The sequence below is a fragment of the Bacillus sp. FAU18 genome (assembly GCF_056033885.1).
In genome coordinates this window covers 260,268-284,338 of record NZ_JBVYHZ010000003.1, presented here as the reverse complement: position 1 = coordinate 284,338, position 24,071 = coordinate 260,268, and the positions used below count along the sequence as shown (strand labels likewise).

At 43.6% G+C, this 24,071-nt stretch carries 20 protein-coding genes and 3 pseudogenes; 6 read left to right on the top strand and 17 right to left on the bottom strand.

Features of this window, described 5'->3' with window-relative positions; all coding sequences use genetic code 11:
* Window positions 1-52: 52 nt before the first annotated feature.
* From glpD to AC0OMU_RS01665, 10 genes and pseudogenes are all read right to left on the bottom strand, one after another.
* Window positions 53-1,720 (bottom strand): glycerol-3-phosphate dehydrogenase, encoded by a 1,668-nt coding sequence (gene glpD / locus AC0OMU_RS01710; RefSeq protein ID WP_021479678.1) that lies wholly within the window; start codon window positions 1,718-1,720, stop codon window positions 53-55.
* Window positions 1,721-1,860: 140 nt separating this feature from the next.
* Window positions 1,861-3,351, bottom strand: a complete 1,491-nt coding sequence (glpK, locus tag AC0OMU_RS01705; RefSeq protein WP_003233384.1) for a glycerol kinase GlpK — start codon at window positions 3,349-3,351, stop codon at window positions 1,861-1,863.
* A gap of 18 nt (window positions 3,352-3,369) precedes the next feature.
* Window positions 3,370-4,194, bottom strand: a complete 825-nt coding sequence (gene glpF / locus AC0OMU_RS01700) for a glycerol uptake facilitator protein GlpF (RefSeq protein ID WP_003233386.1) — start codon at window positions 4,192-4,194, stop codon at window positions 3,370-3,372.
* Window positions 4,195-4,372: 178 nt separating this feature from the next.
* The gene (gene glpP / locus AC0OMU_RS01695) at window positions 4,373-4,951 is read right to left on the bottom strand and encodes a glycerol uptake operon antiterminator GlpP (protein ID WP_003233388.1); all 579 of its coding nucleotides are present in this window, start codon (window positions 4,949-4,951) and stop codon (window positions 4,373-4,375) included.
* Window positions 4,952-4,978: 27 nt separating this feature from the next.
* Window positions 4,979-6,331 carry an aspartate aminotransferase family protein gene (locus AC0OMU_RS01690; protein WP_003233390.1) on the bottom strand — a complete coding sequence of 451 codons (1,353 nt, stop codon included), beginning with the start codon at window positions 6,329-6,331 and terminating at the stop codon, window positions 4,979-4,981.
* Between the two features lie 145 nt (window positions 6,332-6,476).
* A pseudogene (locus AC0OMU_RS01685) lies at window positions 6,477-6,578 on the bottom strand (AEC family transporter); the annotation flags it as partial.
* Window positions 6,579-6,755: 177 nt separating this feature from the next.
* Window positions 6,756-8,297 (bottom strand): bifunctional GNAT family N-acetyltransferase/carbon-nitrogen hydrolase family protein, encoded by a 1,542-nt coding sequence (locus tag AC0OMU_RS01680; protein ID WP_003245514.1) that lies wholly within the window; start codon window positions 8,295-8,297, stop codon window positions 6,756-6,758.
* Window positions 8,298-8,312: 15 nt separating this feature from the next.
* Window positions 8,313-8,975 carry an HAD family hydrolase gene (locus AC0OMU_RS01675; RefSeq protein ID WP_047182338.1) on the bottom strand — a complete coding sequence of 221 codons (663 nt, stop codon included), beginning with the start codon at window positions 8,973-8,975 and terminating at the stop codon, window positions 8,313-8,315.
* A 126-nt stretch (window positions 8,976-9,101) separates the two neighbouring features.
* Complete coding sequence (locus AC0OMU_RS01670; RefSeq protein ID WP_003245462.1) at window positions 9,102-9,524, bottom strand: CBS domain-containing protein; 423 nt, start codon at window positions 9,522-9,524, stop codon at window positions 9,102-9,104.
* 136 nt (window positions 9,525-9,660) lie between these two features.
* Window positions 9,661-10,056: a YhcU family protein gene (locus AC0OMU_RS01665; RefSeq protein ID WP_003233401.1), complete on the bottom strand. Its 396-nt coding sequence runs from the start codon at window positions 10,054-10,056 to the stop codon at window positions 9,661-9,663.
* Between the two features lie 110 nt (window positions 10,057-10,166).
* Here AC0OMU_RS01665 and AC0OMU_RS01660 point away from each other — a divergent pair, with 110 nt between their 5' ends.
* Window positions 10,167-11,075, top strand: a complete 909-nt coding sequence (locus AC0OMU_RS01660) for an RluA family pseudouridine synthase (protein ID WP_474240861.1) — start codon at window positions 10,167-10,169, stop codon at window positions 11,073-11,075.
* 29 nt (window positions 11,076-11,104) lie between these two features.
* Here AC0OMU_RS01660 and srtA read toward each other — a convergent pair whose 3' ends face one another.
* Together srtA and yhcR are read right to left on the bottom strand one after the other, a co-directional pair.
* The gene (gene srtA / locus AC0OMU_RS01655; RefSeq protein ID WP_015383191.1) at window positions 11,105-11,701 is read right to left on the bottom strand and encodes a sortase SrtA; all 597 of its coding nucleotides are present in this window, start codon (window positions 11,699-11,701) and stop codon (window positions 11,105-11,107) included.
* Complete coding sequence (gene yhcR / locus AC0OMU_RS01650) at window positions 11,698-15,333, bottom strand: endonuclease YhcR (RefSeq protein ID WP_474240860.1); 3,636 nt, start codon at window positions 15,331-15,333, stop codon at window positions 11,698-11,700. Before yhcR ends, srtA begins: the two co-directional genes overlap by 4 nt.
* Before the next feature lie 82 nt (window positions 15,334-15,415).
* On the opposite strand from yhcR, the gene AC0OMU_RS01645 reads away from it, so the two are divergent.
* Window positions 15,416-16,069, top strand: coding sequence for a spore coat protein (locus AC0OMU_RS01645; RefSeq protein ID WP_009966881.1), 654 nt, complete (start codon window positions 15,416-15,418; stop codon window positions 16,067-16,069).
* On the opposite strand, the pseudogene AC0OMU_RS01640 reads toward AC0OMU_RS01645, so the two are convergent.
* Window positions 16,001-16,967 (bottom strand): annotated as a pseudogene (locus AC0OMU_RS01640) (hypothetical protein). The gene AC0OMU_RS01645 and the pseudogene AC0OMU_RS01640 overlap by 69 nt on opposite strands.
* A 120-nt stretch (window positions 16,968-17,087) precedes the next feature.
* Complete coding sequence (locus AC0OMU_RS01635) at window positions 17,088-17,657, bottom strand: YhcN/YlaJ family sporulation lipoprotein (protein ID WP_015383188.1); 570 nt, start codon at window positions 17,655-17,657, stop codon at window positions 17,088-17,090.
* 149 nt (window positions 17,658-17,806) lie between these two features.
* Here AC0OMU_RS01635 and AC0OMU_RS01630 point away from each other — a divergent pair, with 149 nt between their 5' ends.
* The 3 genes from AC0OMU_RS01630 to AC0OMU_RS01620 all read left to right on the top strand — a co-directional run bounded on the left by AC0OMU_RS01630 (window position 17,807) and on the right by AC0OMU_RS01620 (window position 20,026).
* Entirely contained in the window at window positions 17,807-18,253 is a 447-nt protein-coding gene (locus AC0OMU_RS01630; RefSeq protein ID WP_041520043.1) for a hypothetical protein, read from the top strand.
* 899 nt (window positions 18,254-19,152) lie between these two features.
* Complete coding sequence (locus AC0OMU_RS01625; protein ID WP_047182333.1) at window positions 19,153-19,470, top strand: PadR family transcriptional regulator; 318 nt, start codon at window positions 19,153-19,155, stop codon at window positions 19,468-19,470.
* A complete protein-coding gene (locus AC0OMU_RS01620) occupies window positions 19,457-20,026 on the top strand; it encodes a DUF2812 domain-containing protein (RefSeq protein ID WP_047182332.1) in 570 nt (189 codons plus the stop codon). Before AC0OMU_RS01625 ends, AC0OMU_RS01620 begins: the two co-directional genes overlap by 14 nt.
* 77 nt (window positions 20,027-20,103) lie before the next feature.
* On the opposite strand, the pseudogene AC0OMU_RS01615 reads toward AC0OMU_RS01620, so the two are convergent.
* Both AC0OMU_RS01615 and tcyP read right to left on the bottom strand, forming a co-directional pair.
* Window positions 20,104-20,232, bottom strand: a pseudogene (locus tag AC0OMU_RS01615) (hypothetical protein); the annotation flags it as partial.
* Between the two features lie 93 nt (window positions 20,233-20,325).
* A complete protein-coding gene (gene tcyP, locus AC0OMU_RS01610; RefSeq protein ID WP_003244685.1) occupies window positions 20,326-21,717 on the bottom strand; it encodes an L-cystine transporter TcyP in 1,392 nt (463 codons plus the stop codon).
* A 172-nt stretch (window positions 21,718-21,889) separates the two neighbouring features.
* On the opposite strand from tcyP, the gene dgcK reads away from it, so the two are divergent.
* Window positions 21,890-23,002 carry a diguanylate cyclase DgcK gene (gene dgcK, locus AC0OMU_RS01605; protein ID WP_474240859.1) on the top strand — a complete coding sequence of 371 codons (1,113 nt, stop codon included), beginning with the start codon at window positions 21,890-21,892 and terminating at the stop codon, window positions 23,000-23,002.
* Here dgcK and AC0OMU_RS01600 read toward each other — a convergent pair.
* Entirely contained in the window at window positions 22,973-23,803 is an 831-nt protein-coding gene (locus AC0OMU_RS01600; RefSeq protein ID WP_474240858.1) for a MetQ/NlpA family ABC transporter substrate-binding protein, read from the bottom strand. The genes dgcK and AC0OMU_RS01600 overlap by 30 nt on opposite strands.
* Between the last annotated feature and the right edge of the window lie 268 nt (window positions 23,804-24,071).

Genomic DNA, 24,071 nt, shown 5'->3' with positions numbered 1-24,071 from the left:
GCCCTTTCGGCACGTAAAAAGAAATAACGGGCTGCAGACAGCCCGTTATGATTTATTGCTCAAGCGGTACGACCGCATCGTGTAAAAGCTTGTTGAGGTTTTCTGTATGTTTGTTTTTCGCCTGCTCATCCCATTGGAATCGCTCGCTCATAAAATCAATAACGGCATCTTTATATGTTCTTACCCAATTGATATCAAAAAATAAACGTCCCGTTCTGCGGACAAAGAAGTCAGCAGGGGTTGCAGTCATCTCTTCTTCTATACTGTATTCTGCCTCAGCAAGAATATGAACCGGAATGTTGCGTTTCGCGGCCTCATCTTTCAGCGCTTCTACCCGGTCAAAGACGCGATCTACGTTAGAGCCGTATCTGATCGCAAGCTGTTTTGCGTCTTTTTCTGATAAACCGGCTGCAATTCCTTCTTTTGTTTTCGCGGTAACGAAGGACATAAGATTTTTCGAACCGCCGACGTGCCCGCCAGAGATTGGCATGTTTTTCGTTTTACATGGTCCAAAATCCTTTTCGCCCTCTTCTTTTAAGCGATCACGGACAAGATCAACGATGTGCTCCGCCATTTTTCTGTATCCAGTCAGTTTTCCGCCGGCAATGGTGATCAGGCCTGAGTCAGATGTCCAAATCTCGTCTTTCCGTGAAATTTCAGAAGGATCTTTACCTTCTTCATGAATCAGCGGACGCAGCCCCGCCCAGCTGGATTCGATGTCATTCGCAGTAATATTCAGTTCCGGGAACATGTAATTGATTGATTTGATGACATAATCACGATCCTCCGTTGTCATCCGCGGATGCTCCAGCGCCTCTTTGTAAACAGTGTCTGTTGTTCCCACGTATGTTTTGCCTTCACGAGGAATCGCAAATACCATCCGGCCATCAGGTGTATCGAAATATACAGCCTGTTTCAGCGGAAAGACAGACTGGTCAAATACAAGGTGAATGCCTTTTGTATGCTGCAAATGCTTTCCGTTTTTCGAATGGTCTTTTTCTCTGAGCTGATCGACCCAAGGGCCTGTAGCATTGACAATTTTTTTCGCATACACTTTATATTCTTTCTTTGTCAGCACATCTTCAATTAATACGCCGACGGCTTTGCCTTTTTCGTAAAGAAGCTCCTTCACTTTGGAGTAATTCACAGGCTCTGCCCCGAATTTCACCGCTTCCTTCATGACTTCGATGGTCAGTCTCGCATCGTCAGTGCGGTATTCCACATAATACCCGCCGCCTTTTAAGCCGTCTTTTTTCACCAAGGGCTCTTTTTGCAGCGTTTCTTTTGCTGAAAGCATGCTTCTTCGTTCTGACTTTTTCACACCTGCAAGGAAGTCATAAACTCTTAACCCGATAGATGTTGTAAATGAACCGAATGTGCCGCCTTTATGAAACGGAAGCAGCATCCATTCCGGTGTAGTGACATGCGGGCCGTTTTCATACACAATCGCCCGCTCTTTTCCTACCTCAGCGACCATTTTCACTTCAAATTGTTTTAAATAGCGCAAGCCGCCATGTACCAGCTTCGTTGATCGGCTTGATGTTCCCGCCGCAAAGTCCTGCATTTCGCTTAGTGCGACCTTCATTCCCCTTGATGCCGCGTCAAGAGCTGTTCCGGCTCCTGTAATTCCTCCTCCGATAATAAATAGGTCATATGTTTTTTTCGTCATGTCTGTCAGCATGCGATCTCTTTCAAGACTTGAAAATTGATGTTTCATCATTACGTTTCCTCCTTGTTGTCACGGTAAATAGAAAAAGAGACCACAACAGCCAAAGTGCATGCTTACACTTTGGTGCTGTGGTCTCTCCTCATCTCAGGACCGTTCTTATTAACTTGTAACCATTATACCATAGTATTACTTTATTTAAAAGCCATAGCTGCTTTCACGGCTTTTTGCCAGCCTTTATACAGCTCATTTCGTTTTTCTTCTTCTAATTCAGGTTCAAACCGTTTATCCAGATTCCACTGGTTCGCGATTTCAGAACGGTCCTTCCAGAATCCCACAGCGATACCTGCCAAATAAGCCGCGCCAAGTGCAGTCGTTTCATTAATTTCCGGACGCTCCACAGGAACATTCAACAGGTCTCCTTGGAACTGCATTAGGAAATTGTTTTTTACAGCTCCTCCGTCTACACGAAGCGTCTTTAATGAAATGTTTGAATCTGCTTCCATTGCGTCAAGCACATCTTTTGTCTGATAAGCCAATGACTCCAGTGTCGCACGGATAAAGTGCTCTTTTGTTGTCCCTCTTGTCAGGCCGAAAACCGAACCGCGCACATCGCTGTCCCAGTAAGGCGTTCCCAGTCCGACAAAGGCCGGAACGACATATACGCCGTCAGTTGAATCCACTTTCTCTGCATAAGATTCGCTAAGCGAAGAGTCCTGGAACATTCTCAATCCGTCTCTAAGCCACTGGATGGCAGAGCCAGCGACAAAAATGCTTCCTTCTAACGCATAGTTAACTTTTCCGTCAATGCCCCAAGCAATTGTTGTCAAAAGCCCATGTTCGGACTTAATTGCTTTTTCCCCTGTATTCATCAGCATGAAACATCCAGTGCCGTATGTGTTTTTCCCCATGCCTTCTTCAAAGCATGCCTGGCCGAACAATGCGGACTGCTGGTCGCCTGCCGCTCCCGCAATCGGAATATTTTTTCCGAAGAAGTGATAATCAACAGTCTCCGCATACACATGGGAAGACGGCTTCACTTCAGGGAGCATGGATTTCGGTACGCCTAGAATGTCGAGCAGTTCATCGTCCCATTTTAAATCGTAAATATTGAACATCAGTGTTCTTGAGGCATTAGAGTAATCGGTCACATGCGCTTTTCCGCCTGACATTTTCCAAATGAGCCACGTATCAATCGTTCCAAACAGCAGCTCGCCTTTTTCCGCTTTTTCTCTTGCGCCTTCCACATTGTCTAAAATCCACTTCACCTTTGTGCCGGAGAAGTATGGATCGATTAAAAGCCCCGTTTTTTCTCTGAATTTATCATTATATCCTTTTTCACGAAGTTCCTCACAAATGCCGGACGTCTGTCTGGACTGCCAAACGATTGCATTATAGACAGGACTTCCTGTATCTTTATCCCACACAACCGTCGTCTCGCGCTGGTTCGTGATGCCGATGCCGGCAATTTGAGAAGCGCTGATTCCTGATTCAGAGATGACTGAGGCAATAACCGCGAGGACAGAGCCCCAAATTTCATTGGCATTATGCTCAACCCAGCCAGGATGCGGGAAGTATTGTGTAAATTCCTTTTGAGCAGAGTGAACGATCTTGCCTTCTTTATTAAACAGAATCGCTCTTGAACTTGTCGTCCCCTGATCTAAGGATAAAATGTACGTTTCCATAAGATGTCTCCCCTTTGATTAAATATATTTTGAATTTGATAATGTTTTAGCTGAATGTGATTTCGTATACACATAGAGTCCTAACAATACCACAACCAATATAACGCTTACAATCCAGAAGCTGCTTGTGATGTGCCCTTTAAATGCAGCGTTGTAAAATACGCCGCCGAATGATCCGCCTAAAATCGGGCCGACTACCGGAACCCATGCGTATTTCCAGTTTGATGAGCCCTTCCCCGGAATCGGAAGAAAAGCGTGGGCTATCCGCGGACCTAAGTCACGTGCAGGATTGATAGCATAGCCGGTGGTGCCTCCCAGAGAAATACCGATTGCTACAATGAGGAAACCGACGATTAAAGGATTAAGTCCTTCTGTAAATTGATTTGCCCCAATGGCCAAGATTCCAAGCACAAGGACAAATGTCCCAATCACTTCGCTTAAAACGTTTGCAAATGTATGCGGAATGCTGGGCCCTGTTGAGAAAACACCCAGCTTGGCAGCGGGATCATCCGTTGACTTCCAGTGCGGGAGGTAATGCAGATAAATAATCACCGCACCGATGATCGCTCCGATCATTTGCGCCGCAATATAAACCGGAACCTCTTTCCATGGAAAATCTCCTACAAATGCAAGCGCTATCGTTAGCGCCGGATTCAAATGGGCGCCGCTGATGCCGCCAACCGCGTATGCCGCCATGGCAACACCCAATCCCCATCCAAATACAACAACAATCCAGCCAGACTGGAATGAAAGCGATTTCTTTAAATTGACACCTGCACAAACACCTGCACCAAAAATGATAAGCAGCATCGTACCGATGACTTCTCCCCAAAATGCTGTCATAGCACATTCCTCCTAAAGTCACGATTAAAAAGCATGATAGAGAAGAAGAGAATAAAAAAACCACAACAAACCGCTTTACGGGTGCATAAACATTTGCCGTAAAGAGCTGCTGTGGTCTCCGAGTTCTCCATCACAATGTATTAACCTAGTGCAATTGTATCAGTGCATGAAAGCGGTGTCAATCACTTTCCGTCAAAAAGTTTTCATATTTTTTCCACAATTTGGTATTAGATGTTGTGACAGCTACAGCCCCCGCTTTCAATGCCTGCTCTACATCCTCTTCCGTACGGATGAAACCCCCGGCAAAGATGGGAATCCCTGTTTTCTCTTTTATTTCCTGAATGAGTGACGGAACGATGCCGGGAAGCACTTCGATGAAGTCAGGCTTATGCTTGCCGATAAACTCCATGCTTTTCTCCATCGCGCTTGTATCAAGCAAAAACAGGCGCTGAATGGCATAAATTTTCTTCTGCTTCGCTTTGGCAATCACGTTCGATCTTGTGGAAATAATCCCAGCGGGCTTGATATCCTGACATATAAATTCCGCACCGTATTCGTCATGCTTAATCCCTTGAATGAGATCGACGTGCACCATCATGTTCTTTCCGTGCTTTTGCGCTTCTTTGATCACGCCCTTCAGCTGGCCGAGATGAATATCAAGAATAACACCGTAAGAGAACGAACTGTTCAAAAACTCATCAAATTGCTTCATATTGCGAATAGCCGGTAAGATCGGCTGGTTGTGAAAACTCATCATGTTCTCCTTTAATAAATCACTTTTATATTATATCGTTTGAAAGCTTTCTTTCACCGTTTTCACGATAAAGGAAAGGTCCTCTTCTGTCAGGCAAAATGGCGGCGCGAGCTGGATGACGTTGTTGTAACCGGCGACTGTATCGCCGTTTTTGCCGATGATCAGCCCTTTTTCTTTGCATGCCGCAACCACTTGGTTTACTTTGGCGGCATCAGCCGGCTCTTTAGTCAATTTATCTTTGACGAGTTCGATTCCGATCAGCAGCCCTTTTCCTCTAACATCCCCGACTGCCGGGTGTTCTCTCAGAGCTTGAAGCTCACCTAAAAGCTTTGCTCCAAGATCGCGGGATCGCTGAATCAGCTGTTCGTCCTCCATAATTTGCAGGTTTTTCAACGCCAAGGCACAGGCTGCCGGGCTTCCGCCGAACGTGTTCACGTGGCGGAAACGGTCATAAGGAGCTTCCCCCTGATACGCTTCGAAAATGTCCCGTTTAACAGCAGTCGCTGACAATGGCAGATACGCGCTTGTGATTCCCTTTGCCATCGTAATGATATCAGGCTTCACACCGTAGTGCATAAACCCGAACGGCTCGCCTGTCCGTCCAAACCCGCAGATCACTTCATCGCAAATCAAAAGGGCTCCGTGGCGCCGGCAAATGTCCTCCACCTTTTTCATATATCCGTCCGGCGGCATTAGGATGCCCCCGCCTGTAATGATGGGCTCCATAATGACCCCGGCAATCGTTTCGCTTAATTCCCATGTCATGATGCGGTCGATTTCATTTGCGCTTTCAAGCGTGTCTGCATCATCAGGATTCCGGTATATATCTGGCGGAGCTGCATGCAGAAATCCTTGGCTCAAAGGCTCGTATTTATATTTGCGCTGCGCCTGTCCGGTAGCTGAGAGCGCTCCCAATGTATTGCCGTGGTATGCCCGATATCTTGAGATGAATTTATAACGGCTGTGGTCGCCGTTTTGCAGATGGTACTGGCGGGCAATTTTAAAAGCAGTTTCGTTTGCTTCCGATCCGCTGTTGGAAAAAAAGATAACATAATCGCCGCCAAGCCATTCATTCAGCTTTTCCGCCAGTTGAATTGCGGGTGCGTGACTTTGCGTTAACGGGTAGTAAGGCAGCTCCTTTAGTTGCTCATAGGCAGCCTCCGCAAGCTCCTTTCTGCCGTAACCAATGTTGACGCACCACAAACCGGACATCGCATCCAAATAGCGGCGTCCGTCTATGTCGGTTACCCAGGCTCCTTCGGCCTTCTGGGCTATCAGGCTGTCCGCTTGATGCGCTCCCTTCATGGCATGCCACACAAATTGCTCATCTTTTTGCTTTAATCCCTGATTTTGCTGAATGTTTTCCATCCCCATCATCTCCATTTCATTAGCGTTCCCTATAATGCCAATTCAATTGAAACAGACCTTCTCTTTATGTGATGTCTTGGTGATGATTTCCCTGCCTTCAATATAAAGCCAGACCGGGTCAGAGTCAATAAACCGTGTAAATAATAAAACATCCTCTTTCTCAAGAAGAAAGAGGATGCAGCATCCAAAGCAAAACAGGCAAAGTGACAATGCTCAGCATCGTACTGATAAAGGTCGCACTCGAAACGACTTGGACAGCCATTGCAATAGCAATGTGAAGCCTAGCCGTTTTCTGTATGATATAGGAAATGGCGAAAATACAGAAACTCCATAAGGCACCTTCTTTTCCACTATACAATTTACTTTTAATTTAAAGAAAACCTAAACAATTCCGCTTTTGTTTAAAAAAACCCGCCAATGCAGGCGGGTTTTTTCGGGATTATTTTTTATATTGAATATGATAAATATCACGCCGTCTGTCTTTTAGCTGGCGCACTGTACCGTTTTGGCGCTGTCTTCTGAGAATTTCCAGGTCAACATCGCCGATGACGACCATTTCAATATTCGGGTTTGTTTCGCCGACAATGCCGTCTCGGGCGAATTCAAAATCAGACGGGGCAAAGATGCCTGACTGGGCGTATTGGATATCCATGTTTTCCGTTTGCGGAAGGTTTCCGACCGTTCCCGAGATAACCGTATAAATTTGATTTTCAACCGCTCTAGCCTGCGAACAGTATCTGACACGCAGATAGCCTTGACGGTCTTCTGTACAAAATGGCGTAAAGATGATTTTGGCTCCTTTATCAGCCGCAATCCGGGCAAGCTCAGGAAATTCAATGTCATAACAGATCTGGATCGCGATTTTTCCGCAGTCCGTATCAAACACGCGAACCTGGTCTCCTGCGCTGATCCCCCACCATTTGCGTTCATTCGGCGTAATATGGAGTTTGTATTGCTTTTCGATTGTTCCGTCCCGTCTGAACAGGTAAGCGATATTATAGATCTTGCCTTCCTCTTCGACGAAATGAGATCCGCCGATAATGTTGACGTTATACTTCACAGCCAAGTCAGTAAACAGGCTGATGTAATCTTCTGTATACTCGGTAATTCTCTGCACCGCCAAGCTCGGTGACCGTTCCTCAAGGAAAGACATCAGCTGGGTTGTGAAAATTTCCGGGAACACCGCAAAATCAGATCTTGCGTCGGAAGCAACATCGACATAGTATTCTACTTGATTCGCAAATTCCTCAAAGGAATAAATTTTCTTCATTTCGTATTGGATCACACAAATTCTAACAGGGAACGCCGATTTATAATAGCGTTTTGTCTGCTGCGGTAGATAATCCACATTATTCCATTCCATCAGCGTCGCATACTTGATCGAAGCTGTATCATCCGGGAGATAGTTCGGGTTAATTCGCATAAGGGTAAAGCCGTTCATCAGCTGAAAAGAAAGAACCGGATCGTAAATTTGGTGGCGTGTCACCTGTTCAACATACTCTCTCGCTGTCATTTCCTCTGCATATTTGTGATAGTTTGGAATCCGTCCGCCTATGATGATGCTTTTCAGGTTTAAGCGTCTGGCTAAGTCCTTTCTCGCCTCGTACAAACGGTGGCCGATCTTCATTCGTCTGTATTTCGGGTGCACCATGACTTCAATTCCGTACATATTCAAGCCGTCAGGATTATGGTTGGTGATATAACCGTCATCTGTAATGTCCTGCCACGTATGACGGTCATCATATTCATCAAAGTTAATCAGGAGACTTGAGCACGAACCGATAATTTCACCTTCGAATTCTGCACAAAACTGCCCTTCCGGAAAATGCTCCAAATGGCTGATTAAATGCTCCCGCTTCCAAGGCTCCATTCCTGGAAAGCAGTCCTTTTGAAGATCGATAATCTTGTCGATGTCTTTTTCTTCGATATTGCGGATAACCATTTTCTTTTCAAACCGGGTCAAATCTAATTTCTCAGACAACCTACTCGCTCCTTTCTAGTTTTGTGAGTTCAGATGATCAAGCAATAGGGCGAGCTCCATCTCCGCCATTGATTCAAGCCTGTGATCATAGTCTTCAAACATCAAGGTACCCGTTACTTTATTCGGGACAATGACACACTTCATGCCTGCACGTTTCGCAGCAATCGAACCATTGACAGAATCCTCAAACGCGAGACATTCCGCTGGCGATACCCCGAGGTTTTTTGCCGCCAATAAATAGAGTTCAGGATTCGGCTTCACCTCTTCCACATCATCAGCCGTTTGAATAACTTCAAAATCATCAAACAGGCCGATTTGCTTCAAATGGCCGGACACCCATTTATAATCAGAGCTGGAGGCAAGGCCTATTTTTAAGCCTAAATCCTTTGCCGCATTCAAATACGCTTCGACACCAGGTCTCGCTTTTTCTGTTTCCATGCGTTTGGCGAACCGCTCTCTTCTCAATTTTGTGAGCTCTTCATGGTTCAGCTTTTCCCCGATCTGCTCTTCTAAATAGTCAAAAGGCCGGAAACCCGCAGCAGTTCCGATGACCTTTCCCCAGACAGATAGCGGCAGCACTGAGCCGTGCTCTTCAAATATTTCCTGAAGAACCTCATATTCGTGTGTTTCTGTATCTAGAATAAGCCCGTCAAAATCAAAAATTAACGCTTTAATCACTGGGTACAACTCCTTTAGTCCGAATTGAGACATATGTATACACTCACTATACCCCGAAACAAGTCTGCTTTCAAAAAGTAAGGTTTTATGTGAAGAAAGAGCCTGCACACTGCAAGCTCTTTCTTATTAATGAATGTTTTGGTGAGAAATGTTTGTCAGCGCTGATCCCGCAGACTCGTTCGACATCTGATTGACTGCCAGGTCTCCAAGCGCAACGATCCCGACTAGATTGTTTTGATCTACAATAGGAAGGCGGCGGATTTGGTGCTGGGCCATCAGCTGCGACGCGTCTTCCAGACTCATATTGGGGTTTCCTGATACGAGTTCTGTTGACATCACTTCTGAAACGGGTGTCTGGCCATCACGGCCCTGAGCTGTAGTTCTTAATGCAATGTCACGGTCAGTCAGCATTCCTTTTAAAACACCTTGCTCTACAACGGGGATCGCCCCGACGTTATGCTGTTTCATTAGAGAAGCCGCTTCCTGAATCGTTTGATTCGGAGAAACGGTTGCCACCTGCGTTGTCATTGTATCTTTAACTGAACTCATTGTCAGCACCCCTTTCAATCATTAGTATGTTCAGACACGAGCCGTTTAAAAAGGGAGTTAGAGGAAAGGTTTTATGATATGATTTCTCTGATACAAAAAGAGCTTTTCTAAAAATAGAAAAGCCCTTGCCGCATGATTATATCAGCCTTCTTTGACCGAAAAAGGCTTTGTTAGTCTTCTTTTGAAAGTCAGAAAAAGCAAACGGAAAATAAATCCCAAAATCATTCAGCATCTTGCTGTTTTTTTCAAAAATCGCCTGATCACTCAAATCAGAGTGCGGCGAAGGCTTGGTCAGGATAATATGTATCATTTGCAGACAAGCCATAATTTGAAATGCTTCTTTTAATGTTCCTTGGTAATAATGGTTATTTAAAGACAGAACGCCTTTCTTTTTAAAGCGCTGAATGTCCAGTTCGGAGAAATAAAGAGGAAATACATCATGGATCAGCTCCATAGACAGCTCCTTGATAAAGCTCTCCTGTTCTGCAGTTGCTGCGTTCACAATTCTCACGTCAATCACCTTTCTTGCCATCGAATATCCTAAGTCTTACTCAAGAATAGCACAGAAAAAAACGCGAAAGCTAAGGTAAGTGTTTCCTATGAGAAACAGCAGCCTTCCGCTTCGAAAAGGAGCCATTTAACATGAACCAAAAAGGCAGAGGGCTTGAGATCCTCATCAATGAAAAACAAGACGGCCAATGGCTGTTTTCCGTACTCAAAACAGCGCTCAAAGCTTCTAAACCAGTGATACAAGACTGGATGTCCCATCAACAGATAAAGGTCAATCACGAATCCGTCTTAAACAATATGATTGTAAAAAAGGGAGACTGCGTGTTCATTGATCTTCAGGAAAGTGAAGCATCTTCGGTCATTCCGGAGTATGGCGAGCTTGATATTTTATTTGAGGACAATCACATGCTCATCGTCAATAAACCCGCTGGCATAGCGACGCATCCGAATGAGGATGGGCAAACCGGCACACTGGCTAATTTGATCTCGTATCATTATCAGATAAATGGCGAAACATGTAAGGTGCGCCACGTCCATCGTCTTGATCAGGATACATCTGGCGCTATCGTTTTTGCCAAGCATCGTTTGGCACACGCCATCTTAGACCAGCAGTTAGAGAAAAAGACGCTGAAGCGTACGTATACCGCCATCGCTGAAGGTAAGCTAAGGACGAAAAAAGGGACAATTAATTCACCGATCGGCAGAGACCGATCACACCCGACAAGACGCCGGGTTTCACCAGGCGGGCAAACAGCCGTCACTCATTTCAAGGTAATGGCCAGCAATGCGAAAGAACGGCTGTCGCTCGTTGAATTAGAGCTGGAAACAGGAAGAACACACCAAATCCGTGTCCATCTGGCGAGCCTCGGACATCCGTTGACAGGAGACTCGCTTTACGGAGGCGGGAGCAAGCTGCTAAACAGGCAGGCACTGCACGCCAATAAAGTACAAGCGGTTCACCCCATAACAGACGAGCTCATAGTTGCTGAAGCCCCTTTCCCTGCTGATATGAAAAACCTTTGCCGCACATATTTTTCATGAAGAAAAGCCGCAGGCACAGCCTCGGCTTTTTAAGTCACTCGTTTTCCATATATAATATAGCGTTTCGGGGCATTTCCGACGTATGAAAACGGATAGCAAGTCGTCAGAATCAGCTCTTCCTTTTCATGCTGGAGCGTGATAATAGATGTGTCATCCTTATCGACAATTTTTGTTTTTACAATTTCATATGTGAATTCTCCATATGACAGGAGAAGACGGAGCTGATCCCCCTTTTCCAGCTCTCCCGTCCGGCGAAACACGGTATCTCGATGCCCTGACAGCACAATTTGTCCGTTTTCATTAGGATAATAGCTGTCCTTGTAATGCCCGACACCTTTTTCTAAATCATCAGCATCGGTGCCCTCCACGATCGGAAGCTCTGCATTGATTTTCGGTATTTCCAAAATGCCGCTCGCTTGGCCGGTCTCAGGCTTAAATGATGCTTTGTTCTTTACTTGATCTGTGCTATTTTTCGTCCCCAAAGGTTCCTGCGGCTTTTCAGCCGCCAGTTTTGCTTCTTTTAATGTCTGTTCCGTTTTCATATTCGTATCGATCAATTTAAAGCCTCCATAGCCTGCGATCACTAGGCCGGCAGCAATGATGAATAGTGGAATAACTTTTTTCACGTTCTGGAGGCGCTCCTTTTTCTTCTGACATATAGATAAGTTCCTGACAATGTCACCACCGCACCGATTACCATAAAGTTATAGTAGCCCGCTGACGTATCCGGAAGCGGATGATCAGACCCGCTTTCCGCAGTCTCGGTTTGTAACGGCAATGTGCTGATGCTATTAGCAGTATCAGCGGTTTTTGTGTTGTTGATTGGTATTTCATTGAATCTCGAAATGGCTGAAGGCGGCAGCTGATGAACCGGTGCTGTTCCCGGAGTTTCTTTTATATCAGGCAAATCTTCACCTGGCCTTGGATCCTCTTTAATCGGATCCTCCGTCCCCGGATCATCTCCAGGCTCTTCCGTAATCGGGTCTTCTGTTACAGGGTCTTCAATATCACTGGCTTCAGCAAGCTTAATTCTTCCCTCTTTTGTATACGCAATTGGCTCATCAAAACTCTTCACGTACTCAACTGTCGCTTCCAAATCCTCAGGCCCTGTCACCGGATTTTTTCCCAGCAGTCCGATTGGCTGATATTTGGTTCCTGTCGCCGTCGCCATAAAGTTGTTGACGGTCAATGTATATGTGGCATCGGGCTGGATCTCGGTGCCATCTGCCATTTTCAAATCAACTGCTTTTCCGGTTTCTTTATCCCACGTATACGTAAACCCGCTGATGCTGTAGTCAGGCCCAAAAACCGGTGAGATTTGAGCATTGATAATCTCTCTTAAATCTTTTCCTTTAATCTCAAGCTTCGTTAACACATTTCCAAACGGCTGAATATTGTAAAGATCTCCCCACGTAATCGGGCCCTTCTTCAGCGCTTCACGTATGCCGCCGCCATTCATAAGGGCAAAATCCGTTTTCATGGCAGCTTTCATACCATCCGCAATCAGGTTTCCAAGAGGTGTATCGCCGTCATTTGAATACCCCCCTTCCATATCAACAGCGGCTTCGCCGACTACCTCGCTGATAATCGGTTCCGCAATTGTTTCGTATTTCTTTAAAATGGCTGACGCGCTGACATCCGGTTCGATTTTACTTTGATCAACATATACGATTTCCGCGGACTTTTTGACAATGTCTTTTGTCGTTTTATCGATCTCTACATCAACGACACCTATCGCTTTTCCATATTCAAACGCTTGAACAATCAGTTTTCCATTCACTTCACCGTTAACAACCTTATGATTATGCGCGGCAAAAATCACGTCAATTTCAGAATCTGTTTTGTTTGCAAGATCAGCAGACTCACCGGAAATGGCGTTGCCGTTTTGTTCAGCTGACATATGTGCGAGAACCGCGATGGCCTTCACGCCTTTTTTCTTCAGCTCTTTGGCCGACTTATTCACCGCTGTTGCTTCATCTGTAAACTCGATATTTTTTATTCCTTCAGGCATAACCATGCCAGCTGCCGACTGTGTGACAACCCCGATAAAAGCAACGGGTACGCCCTCCACATTTATGATGTCATAAGCCGGCAAAAAGGGCTCTCCAGTTGATTTCATTTTACAATTGGCACATACAAGGGGAAAGTTCTGTCCATCATATCCGCTTGTGCCTTTCGGATGATCACCGCCATTTAAGATCCTCAGCAGTTCATCCGTGCCTTCATCAAATTCGTGGTTTCCCACGGTTCCGACATCAAATCCGATGTCCTCCATCAGTTCTACAGTCGGTTCATCCTGAAGAAGAGAGGAAACTGGAGAGCTTCCGCCGATCATATCTCCAGCGTGCACAATCAGCGAGTTTTTCTTTTCAGCCTTTTTTTCTTTTAAATATGCGGCGGCATAATCCATGCGTCCAAACGTGCCGTCTGCAGTTCCATTTCCATCAAGATCAAGCTCATATTGCTGATCGATTTTGCCATGCAAATCATTCATGCTGAGAATTCTAAGCGGCACATGTTCTTGAGGTGCCGTTTGCCTTTTTTTATATCCCGCGCTCTCCGCTTCACTTGCTGAAGCGAAGAAAATTCTGTTTTCCACAGCTACCTTCTTCCAGTCAGCTGGCTGGACATATGTTTGATTCGACGAATCCCCTACATATCTTGTCAAGCCTTTCCCTTGCTCTCTGGCTCTGAATTCAAACGGCATTTCCATGAGCGGATCGTTTTCATTCCAGATTCCTTTTTGGCCTTTTTTTGCAGCGGCTACTGCGGCCTGAAACTGCTGATAATCCTCTTCATTGTCAACCGGCCAAATAAAATACGTCGGAGCATAGCCATTTTTCACAAGCTCTAAGTTCACGTTTGAACCTGATTCGGTTATGACTTGTCCGAGCAATCTGCCATAGCTGTCCTTGACTTCACTTCCGACCTTGACAGTAATTTTATCACCCGGGGACAGAACCGTTTTCAGATAGTCAGATGCTTTATTGCCAAATCTTAATTGATTTTCATCTGCGTCATTTTTTGGCGTGTGATATGTTTCGGGTGTATCTACATTTACAAACCGGATTTTTGTTGTTCCAAGCACCGGAGATTTAAGATGAATGGTATCGCCGTCAACTACCCGGTCAACAATCCCTTCATATTCTCCCTCCGCAGACGGAGGTGAAGGCTGCTCTTCAAGCAGCTTCAGGTCAGCCGATTTTCGCGGAAGCAGCTGAAAGGTTTGGTACCTGCTTAACACACCGGTAAAGTCATACCATTTGCCCTCACCAAGCTCGTCTATCACCCCTGTTTCATTCATAACCCGGAGCGTCATTGCATGATGGTCGTCATCAATCATTGTTACATTGTAACCGCCGCCGGCAGGAGAACTTGGAATTGAGGAAACAAAAGCGGTTAGTTTCACAAGGCGTCCTTCATACTGATCACCTAGGCTGCCGTTAATGAGTTCATTGATTGTTAAGTGTTTGGGGGCGGGGAGGGATTGGTTTGACTGGTTGATTTTGATGCCTGATGAGCTTGGAACGATTTCTTTCAGCCCCTGGTAAGACGTGATTTTCCCTGTCACCGTGACATCCATACCCTCTTTTAATTCGGGAAATTGTTCAGGGGATGGCGAATAAATGTTAATGCCTCCGGTTTCATCTTGCAAAAAGGTCGACAGCTTCCCGCCTCCGATTGCGTTTTGATCAGCTGTAATGATCCCTTTTATCGTTACTTCTTCATTCAGCCTTCCCCGTGCTTCATTTATGGTCACTGGCTGTTCAGCCGGCGGAGTTTTCGTGTCATCGGTTACGTTCATCGACTGAACGTTTTTAAGTCCTGTCGCATTAAAGTAATTTTCAAGCTTTCCTTGAACCGTTATCTTTTTCCCAAGAAGAAGCGGATTGGTTTGCAGCCCAAATTGGCTTCTGAAAGCGGAGGGGATTTGCACAGGAAGGATGTGTTCGGGCGATGTCTCGTTTTTACGGTCTGCCAGCGCGACATTATAATCATTTGAAAAAGGGCTTGTCAGCTTATAATGCTGCGGGGAAACAGCCTGGCCGACTGCATATCCTTCGACAAGCGCCTGTCCTTCTTTTTGCTGTATTGCCTTCTCAATCGATATAGGCTGTTGCGGTTCAGCTGCCTTTACAGCTTCGAACGTGTACATTACATTTAAGAACATCAATGCCGTGATCAACACAATATGCAGAATACGCCTCATCATATTTCCTCCCTTAATATACATGCTTATCATTTCGACAGGCAGCATATAATTCCTTTCAGGCTTCTGCATAATACACGGCAGACTGACACAAAATACAGCTGATCTGAAAAAAAAGGAGGAATTCGGTTTGGATCAGTTCAATCAGCAGCAGCAATCCCAAATGAACAAAGGTATTCCTGGCAAACCGCATAAAAACCACGGCGGACATGAAATGTTTGATATGCATGAGGTGCTTTCCGGAACACTTACTGTGCTAGATCAGTTTATGATGCTAAGACAATTCTGTAAGGATCAAGAATTATTAAACATCCTTGATCGTCAACATCAATTCATCACATCTCAATACAATATAACTGCAGAATGCTTCAAAACAGGAAGCGAACCTTCACAAAAAACAGCAACTTATATGATGAAGGAAGACAACCAGACTGTTTACGGCATGCAGCCGTCACAGCCTAAAAAACCTGTTCAATCCATGAATGATATTGATGACAGCATCATCAGCCGACAAATGCTTTGCGCGATTAAAGCACAAGCTTCTATGCTGACGATGGCTTCTCTGGAAATGACAAATCCGGCCGTAAGACGCGTACTGTCTGCGCAAATTCAGGAGTATGTTGAAATGGCATTTGAAATTTTCCTATACCAAAACAAACACGGCTATTACCAGGTTCCTCAGCTTGATGCGCAGGATATGGAACAGCTGAGAAATTCATTCGCCCCTGCCCAAGGACAAATGCCTCCGACACAAGGCGGAATGGGTCAGCAAGGACTTCACTAATAACAAAGGCATTGGATATACTATCCAATGCCGCACTGTTTTTTTCGAATTTTTTCTTAAAATCTTTTTCAAATTGATCAAGACTTTCCTTTGTTGCTGATTTAAACCCTTTTTCAAAGTCCCCTTTTTTTGCTGTTTCCTTAATCATTTCTGAAATAATGTCTTTCCCATATTTGTCCGTCAGCTCATCGATCATATAAAAGCTTTGCAAATAGACATCAGTGTCATATTCGGCTCTGGCTTCCTGCCAGTCTCGATCAGTCTGCAAACGGTCAAAGGGCACGACAGAAAACGTGATCGGATCTATGAGCAATTCATAGTTCGCAATCCACTCGCTTAACCCTTCATGAAACCATAACGGAAACTCATCGGGATCCGTCTCAAGCTCCTTCAATTTCTGATGAAACGCATGGTGCGAGTATTCATGAATCAACAATCTCTGGTACAAATAAACCGCTACCTCGTCCCCTTCTAACAGTTTCTTTTTCTCTTCAGGCAACAATCCGATCAGCTGCTCCCGTTCAGAATAAAAACCAACTACATCCAATAAACCGGAGTAAGCCTCCATCTGTTTTTCATTAGGAAAAAAAATAATGTCAATAGGCTTTTGATTCGAATATCCAATCATAATCTGATTAATACTGACCGCATATTCAAGCGTTTCTTTCGTCAATGGCAGTAAGGACTTTTCCTTAGAAGTGTAATAAATATCGGCCTGTTTGAATGACTCTTTCTTCATGTGCTTCGTCACTTGTTCTTTTGTTATTCCAGATGCCTGACCTGGAAAAGACAGGATATACATCGCGCTTGATACGATGGCTGAGCTTACAGCCAGCATCACAAGGACTCCGCACAGGAATAGAGCGGATGCCGCACGCTTTCCTATGCCATCCCGCAAACGTCTCCCTCCCTGAGCCGGTCCGTCTTGTACCTTTTTATTTTTACTCTATGCAGCCTGAGTTCGCAGTGTGTCATTAACGCAAAGAAAAAGCCGCACAATTTGTGCGGCTTTTTTCATTTATTCAGCGTTAGGGAATACGCGCTGTACAGTTTGTGTAAATTCATCAAATAATCCGGCGATTGGGTCACCATTTTGAATACGCTTTCCATATCCTTGCATACGCTCTACAAAATCAGGGTTAGCTGAAACGTAAACATTATCAATGTTTTTGTCAGTAGATCTTACCTTTTTGGCTATTTTTTTCTTCAAATTGTCTTCTACTGCACCTTTATTTCCATTGGTTAAAACGACTGCAACGTAGGCTTGATTTCCAGCCACAATGATATCGGCATGCTTTACTTCTTTTAGGTCTGTTACTTTATCAGCTGCTTCATCAGCAACCTCAAGTTTTCGGTCGTTGTTATTATCGTCATTTACACGATTGTTATTGACATTATCATTAACATTGTTGTCAACGTTATCCCGATTGTTTACATTGCGCATATCGTCATTGGCCGGATTTCGATAATTTACGTTTCTTACATCATTATTATCACGTCTGCCCTCACCTTGGTCGGCCACACCGCAGCCAGTCATAAGCAAAGGGATAAGAAGCATAGACGCAAGGACTTGTTTTTTTCCAAACATGTGAATTCCTCCTTTATCACTTTACTTATAGGTTTTTCTAACTGGCTTTAATTATGCATGCAAATCTGGAGGAAATGCTTTCCCGGGAAATATAACGGTTAATTTGTCTAACGAGGGGGAAAATATGAATACACTGCAAAGGAGGGATCATGTTGTTCAACCAGCGAAGAGGAATCAGCCCCGCAGCATTGATCATAGGATCAACTATGCTTATTGCTGCATTATCACCTCAGATCCGCCACAGAATCAGCGGGTTTATCACAGGACAAATGAACAGACGAAATTCAGAAAATAGCACGTTTGATGCTTCTAATGTAGGAAACATGGTCAAACAAGCATTTAGCGGAAGCAGCGGTGATAACCAAGACCGTTCGCAACATCAAAGCCAGCGGCAAAATGGCCGTCAGCACCAGCACGCAGGACAGCAGCAACCACAGAATCAGCATACACAGTCTCAAACTAGGCAAACTGAGACAGCCGCGAAAAAAAGACAGCCGCATTATGCTGAACCCATTCATTTTGAACAAAGCGCAATGAATGTCATGGACGACAACACGATGATGGAAATGCTGGAGGACTTAGAACCCGGCCGTTAAAAAAACGTGTAACCTGTCGGATTGCATAAGGGCTCAAATAATTAATTATATTGGCCTTTAAGGTGGTTTTTCTTTAAACTTCTTGTTTTATATATTTTTCCGCCTATTTTGGAGTACAATTGGTGAGCTAAAATCCTTCTTTCGTTCAATGAGAACGTTTGAAGGATTTTTTTGTTTATGCTGCCACTCTATCCGAAGCAATCTTTATCGATTCATTATTAGCTCCCTCATCAAAAGTTGAAAAGGACAGAACACTATTCATTTTGTTTCTTGCTTCAACATTTAGAATTTACTCGAGCGTTGGAAATCCTGTTTCATATAAAAAAACTGCACCACTTCAATAGCATAGTTATCTTAATCTGCATACATTCATTTAATCAAAATTTGCAAAAGCCTCACCCTTCATCTATTTTTATTTCACAAAGACGAATCACAAAAAACTACATTTCATCTACACGTTCGCGTTCTTTTGCGGTTATAGCAGCTGTGTGCATTTCCCTGCTCATCTTCATATTGAAGGGATTCACTAGCAATCAAGTAGCTTTTTCCCCTTTTCATAATTTGCAAATGGAATCCATGAATTCGTATGTATCTCCTGATTACGGCGTCGGGTATACTTGTTTGTTTTTTCACATCTATAACATAAAGTATTTGATTCCTCCATCGGTCATACCTGTAATTCATCTCCAAGTAACAAAGCAGGTTTGTTCAAGATAGATGTTTAACTTGTGTTCAAAAATTGAATAAAACTACACTAAAAGTCGCTTTCCCCTTGTTATTAAGCTTTTTACTTTCAGCTTCATTGACTAATTTTCAAAATGCTGTTGACTATTCAGTTGAACTGCATTACATTATTATTAAGTTCAACTATATAGTCAAACTGAATAGAGGGTGCAGATATGAAACACAAATTATTACCGTTGTCTGAAACCATGCATTATATTTTATTAGCTCTCCGTGAGCCGCTCCATGGCTATGCCGTAATGCAGAAGATAGAAAAGATAAGTAAGGGTACTGTTATTTTAGCAGCGGGTACATTATACGGTGCAATTGAAAACTTGAATAAGCATGGTTGGATTGAACCTGTTGGAGAGTCAGGCCGGAGAAAAGTTTACATGATAACTGAAGAAGGAAGCGCCATTTTAAAAATGGAACAAAACAGGTTATTGCATATTTTATCCTTGTACGAAGGAAGTGAATCGAATGAAGAAATTTAAGATGTTTTTTGATATTGAAAAAGAGGAACAATGGCTGAACGAGCAATTACAGAAAGGCTATCGTTGTACAAATATTAGTGGATTAGGAATATACACTTTCGAAAAAACCGACAAGAGATATGTGATCCGACTGGATTACCAAGATATTTTACCAAAGAAAAAGTTCAAAGATTACAAAGGGATATATGAAGACTTCGGTTGGATTTATATAAATGGCCCCTGGCTTAGTGGAATTCGATATTGGCAAAAAGAAGATGATGGTCAAAATGAAATCTTCTCGGATCGCCAATCAAAGAGTAATTATTATAAAAGATTGATGAATTATTCTTCTGGTTTAGGTTTCATGTGTTTGTTTTTTTCTTATATGATCTATAAGGATTCAGGTTTATATTTAACTGAAGGTCTTTGGAGTATGAAAGGTGAATGGTTTTGGAAAGCATTTTTATTTGAAACTCCATTTGCTCTTTTGAGGTCGCTTCCCGCCCTTATGGTTGTTTTCTTTGCCACCAGTTTCTATAAAGTGTATCGAAAGTATTCAATGTTAATAGGAAAATAATGCGAAGAGGTTCATTATGAACTTTTTTAATTCAATGAAGCACGATTGAATTAGATTTGGATACTCATCTTCTAGCAGGAATCTTTTATGTGTGCCTCAGATAAGTTAGCGTCTTCCAAGATACCATGAATACTCGTTAAAAAAGCAATTTTCATTTCAATTAAATCAATCCATTGATCAGCAATGCCGGCTGATCTTCCCAAAAAAATAAGAAAAAGAAACCCATGAAACCTTTATATTACAAGGTCCATGGGTCTTATTAACGTGTAATCCCCTGTCGGATTACACGTTTTCATATGTTACGCTTCTTCAGCTTCAATCACTCTGGATTGATCATGAAATGCCCCTTGATCAATTTCCTTTGTGACCTTACTTGTAATAAGACCGGATGTCATGCTTCCGCTGACATTCAAAGCAGTACGCCCCATGTCGATTAACGGTTCAATTGAGATTAATAAACCGGCGAGCGCGACAGGCATGTTTAATGATGATAAAACAAGAAGCGCCGCGAATGTCGCTCCGCCGCCGACTCCGGCAACACCGAAGGAGCTGATGGCAACGACTGCGATAACAGTGATAATAAACACCGGGTCAAATGGATTTTGGCCGACAGTCGGAGCAATCATCATCGCCAGCATCGCAGGATAAATGCCGGCACATCCATTTTGGCCGATCGAAAGGCCGAACGAACCGGCAAAGTTTGCGATTCCTTCCGGCACACCCATACTTCTCTGTGTTTTAATATTCAGCGGTAAAGCACCCGCGCTAGACCTTGACGTAAATGCAAATACAAGTACAGGCACCGCTTTTTTCAAGTAAATCACCGGATTCAAGCCGCTGAACGTCAGCAGCAGCAAATGAATGATAAACATAGTGATTAACGCGGCATATGAAGCAATCACGAACATGCCCAGTTTTAGAATGCTGTCAAGATCACTCGTGGCAATCGTTTTTGTCATGATGGCCAGCACCCCATAAGGCGTCAGTCTCAAAATGAGTGTGACAACACGCATAACAATGGCATAAACGGCATCAACCAGTTTTTTAAATGTTTCTGCCTGTTCCGGCTGTTTGTGTTTTACGCCGAGAAATGCCACTCCAAGGAAAGCGGCAAAAATAACGACAGCGATCGTTGAAGTCGGTCTAGCTCCCGTGAAATCTAAAAACGGGTTTCCAGGCAGCAGTTCAACAATCTGTTGCGGCAGCGTTTTCGCTGTCATATCCTCTGATTTCTGCTGAAGCTCCTGCCCCCGTGAAAGCTCTGTACTTCCTTGGTCAACCTGAATCGCCTGCAGATCAAATGAAAGCGCGGACGCGATACCGACAGCTGCAGCAACTGCTGTTGTTGCTACTAAAATCCCGATAATCAAACCGCTGATTTTCCCAAGATTTTTTGTCAGCTTCAGCTTTGTAAATGCACCGAGAATCGAAATAAAGACGAGCGGCATGACAACCATCTGAAGCAATTTGACATATCCGCCCCCGGCAATATTAAACCAGTCGGCTGTTTGAATGACTATATTTGAAGTCGGGCCGTAAATCAGCTGAAGCGCAAATCCGAATACAATCCCCAGCCCCAGCGCAGTAAATACACGTTTAGAGAAGGAAACATGTTTTTTCTGCATAACAAAGAGCCCTAAGATAAGTAAAAATAAAATAAATACATGTAATACAACCAGTAAAGTCTCCAAAGCAGGTAAACTCTCCCTTCAAATTTTCTCATTTACTATATTACACTAATTCCGATGGGTCAAGTGCGAATTATTTTAACTTATCAATTCAAGTGAAAAAACCTTATATAATGCCTTTTTTGTTCTTTTCTTTCCCTCCCATCTTTAGTACCTTATATAAGGGTGATAATATTTGCTGAAAGAACTGTTTGTAAATTTGACCATTTTAATCACATTTAATTATCTCTTCACCCACCTGTTTAAAGAAAGGCTAGTACATAAAAAAGACAGCATATCCTTTCAAGCTGTTAAAGGACTGGCCTGCGGTTTGCTCGGGGTTATTCTGATGGTTTTTGGATTTACCTATCAGCATTCAATTATTGATCTTCGAAATATCCCTATTATGATTGCCGCTCTTTATGGAGGCTGGGTTTCAACGGCAACGGCCCTGGCCATGATCACTGCAGGCCGCTTGCTGATTACGATGAACACATCTGCACTATACTCGGTTATTATCATTTGTATCGCTGCCATTCCGTCACTCATTGTTTCTAGAAGAAAAAAAGTTCAACTAAAACATGCTTTCTATCTTTTAATCATCACAAATAGCTTGATCTCCTTTTCCTTTTATTTTCTTATAGATTTACATTCATACGAACTTCATTTGTATTTTTGGATCATATCAATAGCGGGCGGCATGCTCAGTTTATATATTATTGATCATGAAACAAATGCACATCTTCTTTTTAAACAATATAAGTTTCAGGCGCACTTTGACTTTTTAACAGGCGTGTATAACCGAAGAAAGTTTGAAGAAACCACAAAAGCTCTGTATCAGCAGGCGGCCGATACCCCGCATTTTCAATTTGCACTGATTTATATGGATATCGATCATTTTAAGACCATCAATGACCAATATGGCCATCATGAAGGAGATCAGGTGCTCAAAGAGCTGGGGTTACGTCTGAAGCAGAGCATCCGAAATACTGATCCTGCCGCTCGGATCGGCGGTGAAGAATTTGCCGTGCTCCTGCCGAACTGTTCTCTTGATAAAGCAGCCCGGATCGCTGAACGGATCAGGAGCACTGTAAGTGATGCACCGATTGTATTAACAAACGGCGAAGAGCTTTCAGTTACGATATCACTAGGGGCCGCTCATTACCCCAATAATACGGAACAGCCAGGATCCTTGCCCATTCTTGCCGATCAAATGCTTTACAAAGCGAAAGAAACGGGACGGAACAGAGTGTGTTTTTCAGAAAAAAAAAGAATGAATTCAATGTACGAATTCATTCTTCCAATCTGAAAGACGTTTCAAAGGCAGAAAAGCGGGAACAAGATCTCCCTGATATTCTTTTTCTATAAATGCCGCTGTATCATCAGCTTGATAAAGCTCAAGAATGGTTTGCAGCGCTTCCCGATCTTGATCCTCCGCTCTGACAACAATCAAATTCATCTCTTCCTCAGACATGAGTCCGCCGCTCTTTAGCGTATGCTTTTTCGGGTTCAGGCCCGCTTTTTTTGCTTCTGATGGTTTCATGACAAACACGTCGGCACCGCTCACTGCATCCTGTTGCCGGACAGCTTTTAATTTCAGGTGTCTCGGATTATCTTTAATCATATCAACTGAACCTGTTCCGTTAAATCCGTTTTTCAGCGTTAGCAAACCCGCTTTCTGGAGCACCGTAAGTGCCCTGCCAAAATCGAACGCTTTATCCGGAACAGAAACGACAGCTCCCCGCGGTATATCTCGGATTCGGTCATATCGTTTTGAATAAATGCCCATGGGCGTTATGTATGTCGTCCCGAGCGGCGCCAAATTAAGTTTGTATTTTTGAGTGAACGCCTGAAAATATGAAATGGTTTGAAAGGCATTGGCATCAATTTCTTTGTTAGCGAGTGCGATATCAGACTCCGCATAATCAGAAAAAGGGATCAGCTGAATATCCAGCCCTGCCTCTTCAGCCTTTTGAGCAATATAGTTCCATATTGCCCCGTCAGACTCAGCAATCCCGATTTTTATCGATTCATGTTCTGCAGACGGTGAACATGCAGTAAATGAAACGAGAAGAACAAGGACGAAACTGCATATAAGCCACTTTTTCATTGTGACCATACTCCTATCTATGTATTAGAGCATGCAAGCAATATCAGACATAAAAATCATACGCTCTCTTAGTTGCTAAACGTTGTCATTTGTCATATTGATTAACTTTTACCTTACTCATATCCAATAAGGTTGTCAATTCCTATTACTTATCTTCCCAAAATGAAGGAATACTAAGGCAAACGTATGATCACATATCGAGAAAGCAGATGAATTTCCGCAAATAAATATCAAATTGAAAAATAAATATGGTATCTTCCGAAAAAAG

What these genes read in the sequence shown, in the direction of transcription:
- glpD (WP_021479678.1), bottom strand. Translation starts at nt 1,720, where the DNA reads ATGATGAAACATCAATTTTCAAGTCTTGAAAGAGATCGCATGCTGACA.
- glpK (WP_003233384.1), bottom strand. Translation starts at nt 3,351, where the DNA reads ATGGAAACGTACATTTTATCCTTAGATCAGGGGACGACAAGTTCAAGA.
- glpF (WP_003233386.1), bottom strand. Translation starts at nt 4,194, where the DNA reads ATGACAGCATTTTGGGGAGAAGTCATCGGTACGATGCTGCTTATCATT.
- glpP (WP_003233388.1), bottom strand. Translation starts at nt 4,951, where the DNA reads ATGATGAGTTTTCACAACCAGCCGATCTTACCGGCTATTCGCAATATG.
- AC0OMU_RS01690 (WP_003233390.1), bottom strand. Translation starts at nt 6,331, where the DNA reads ATGGAGATGATGGGGATGGAAAACATTCAGCAAAATCAGGGATTAAAG.
- AC0OMU_RS01670 (WP_003245462.1), bottom strand. Translation starts at nt 9,524, where the DNA reads ATGAGTTCAGTTAAAGATACAATGACAACGCAGGTGGCAACCGTTTCT.
- AC0OMU_RS01665 (WP_003233401.1), bottom strand. Translation starts at nt 10,056, where the DNA reads ATGGCAAGAAAGGTGATTGACGTGAGAATTGTGAACGCAGCAACTGCA.
- AC0OMU_RS01660 (WP_474240861.1), top strand. Translation starts at nt 10,167, where the DNA reads ATGAACCAAAAAGGCAGAGGGCTTGAGATCCTCATCAATGAAAAACAA.
- yhcR (WP_474240860.1), bottom strand. Translation starts at nt 15,333, where the DNA reads ATGCTGCCTGTCGAAATGATAAGCATGTATATTAAGGGAGGAAATATG.
- AC0OMU_RS01635 (WP_015383188.1), bottom strand. Translation starts at nt 17,657, where the DNA reads ATGTTTGGAAAAAAACAAGTCCTTGCGTCTATGCTTCTTATCCCTTTG.
- AC0OMU_RS01630 (WP_041520043.1), top strand. Translation starts at nt 17,807, where the DNA reads ATGTTGTTCAACCAGCGAAGAGGAATCAGCCCCGCAGCATTGATCATA.
- AC0OMU_RS01625 (WP_047182333.1), top strand. Translation starts at nt 19,153, where the DNA reads ATGAAACACAAATTATTACCGTTGTCTGAAACCATGCATTATATTTTA.
- AC0OMU_RS01620 (WP_047182332.1), top strand. Translation starts at nt 19,457, where the DNA reads ATGAAGAAATTTAAGATGTTTTTTGATATTGAAAAAGAGGAACAATGG.
- AC0OMU_RS01600 (WP_474240858.1), bottom strand. Translation starts at nt 23,803, where the DNA reads ATGAAAAAGTGGCTTATATGCAGTTTCGTCCTTGTTCTTCTCGTTTCA.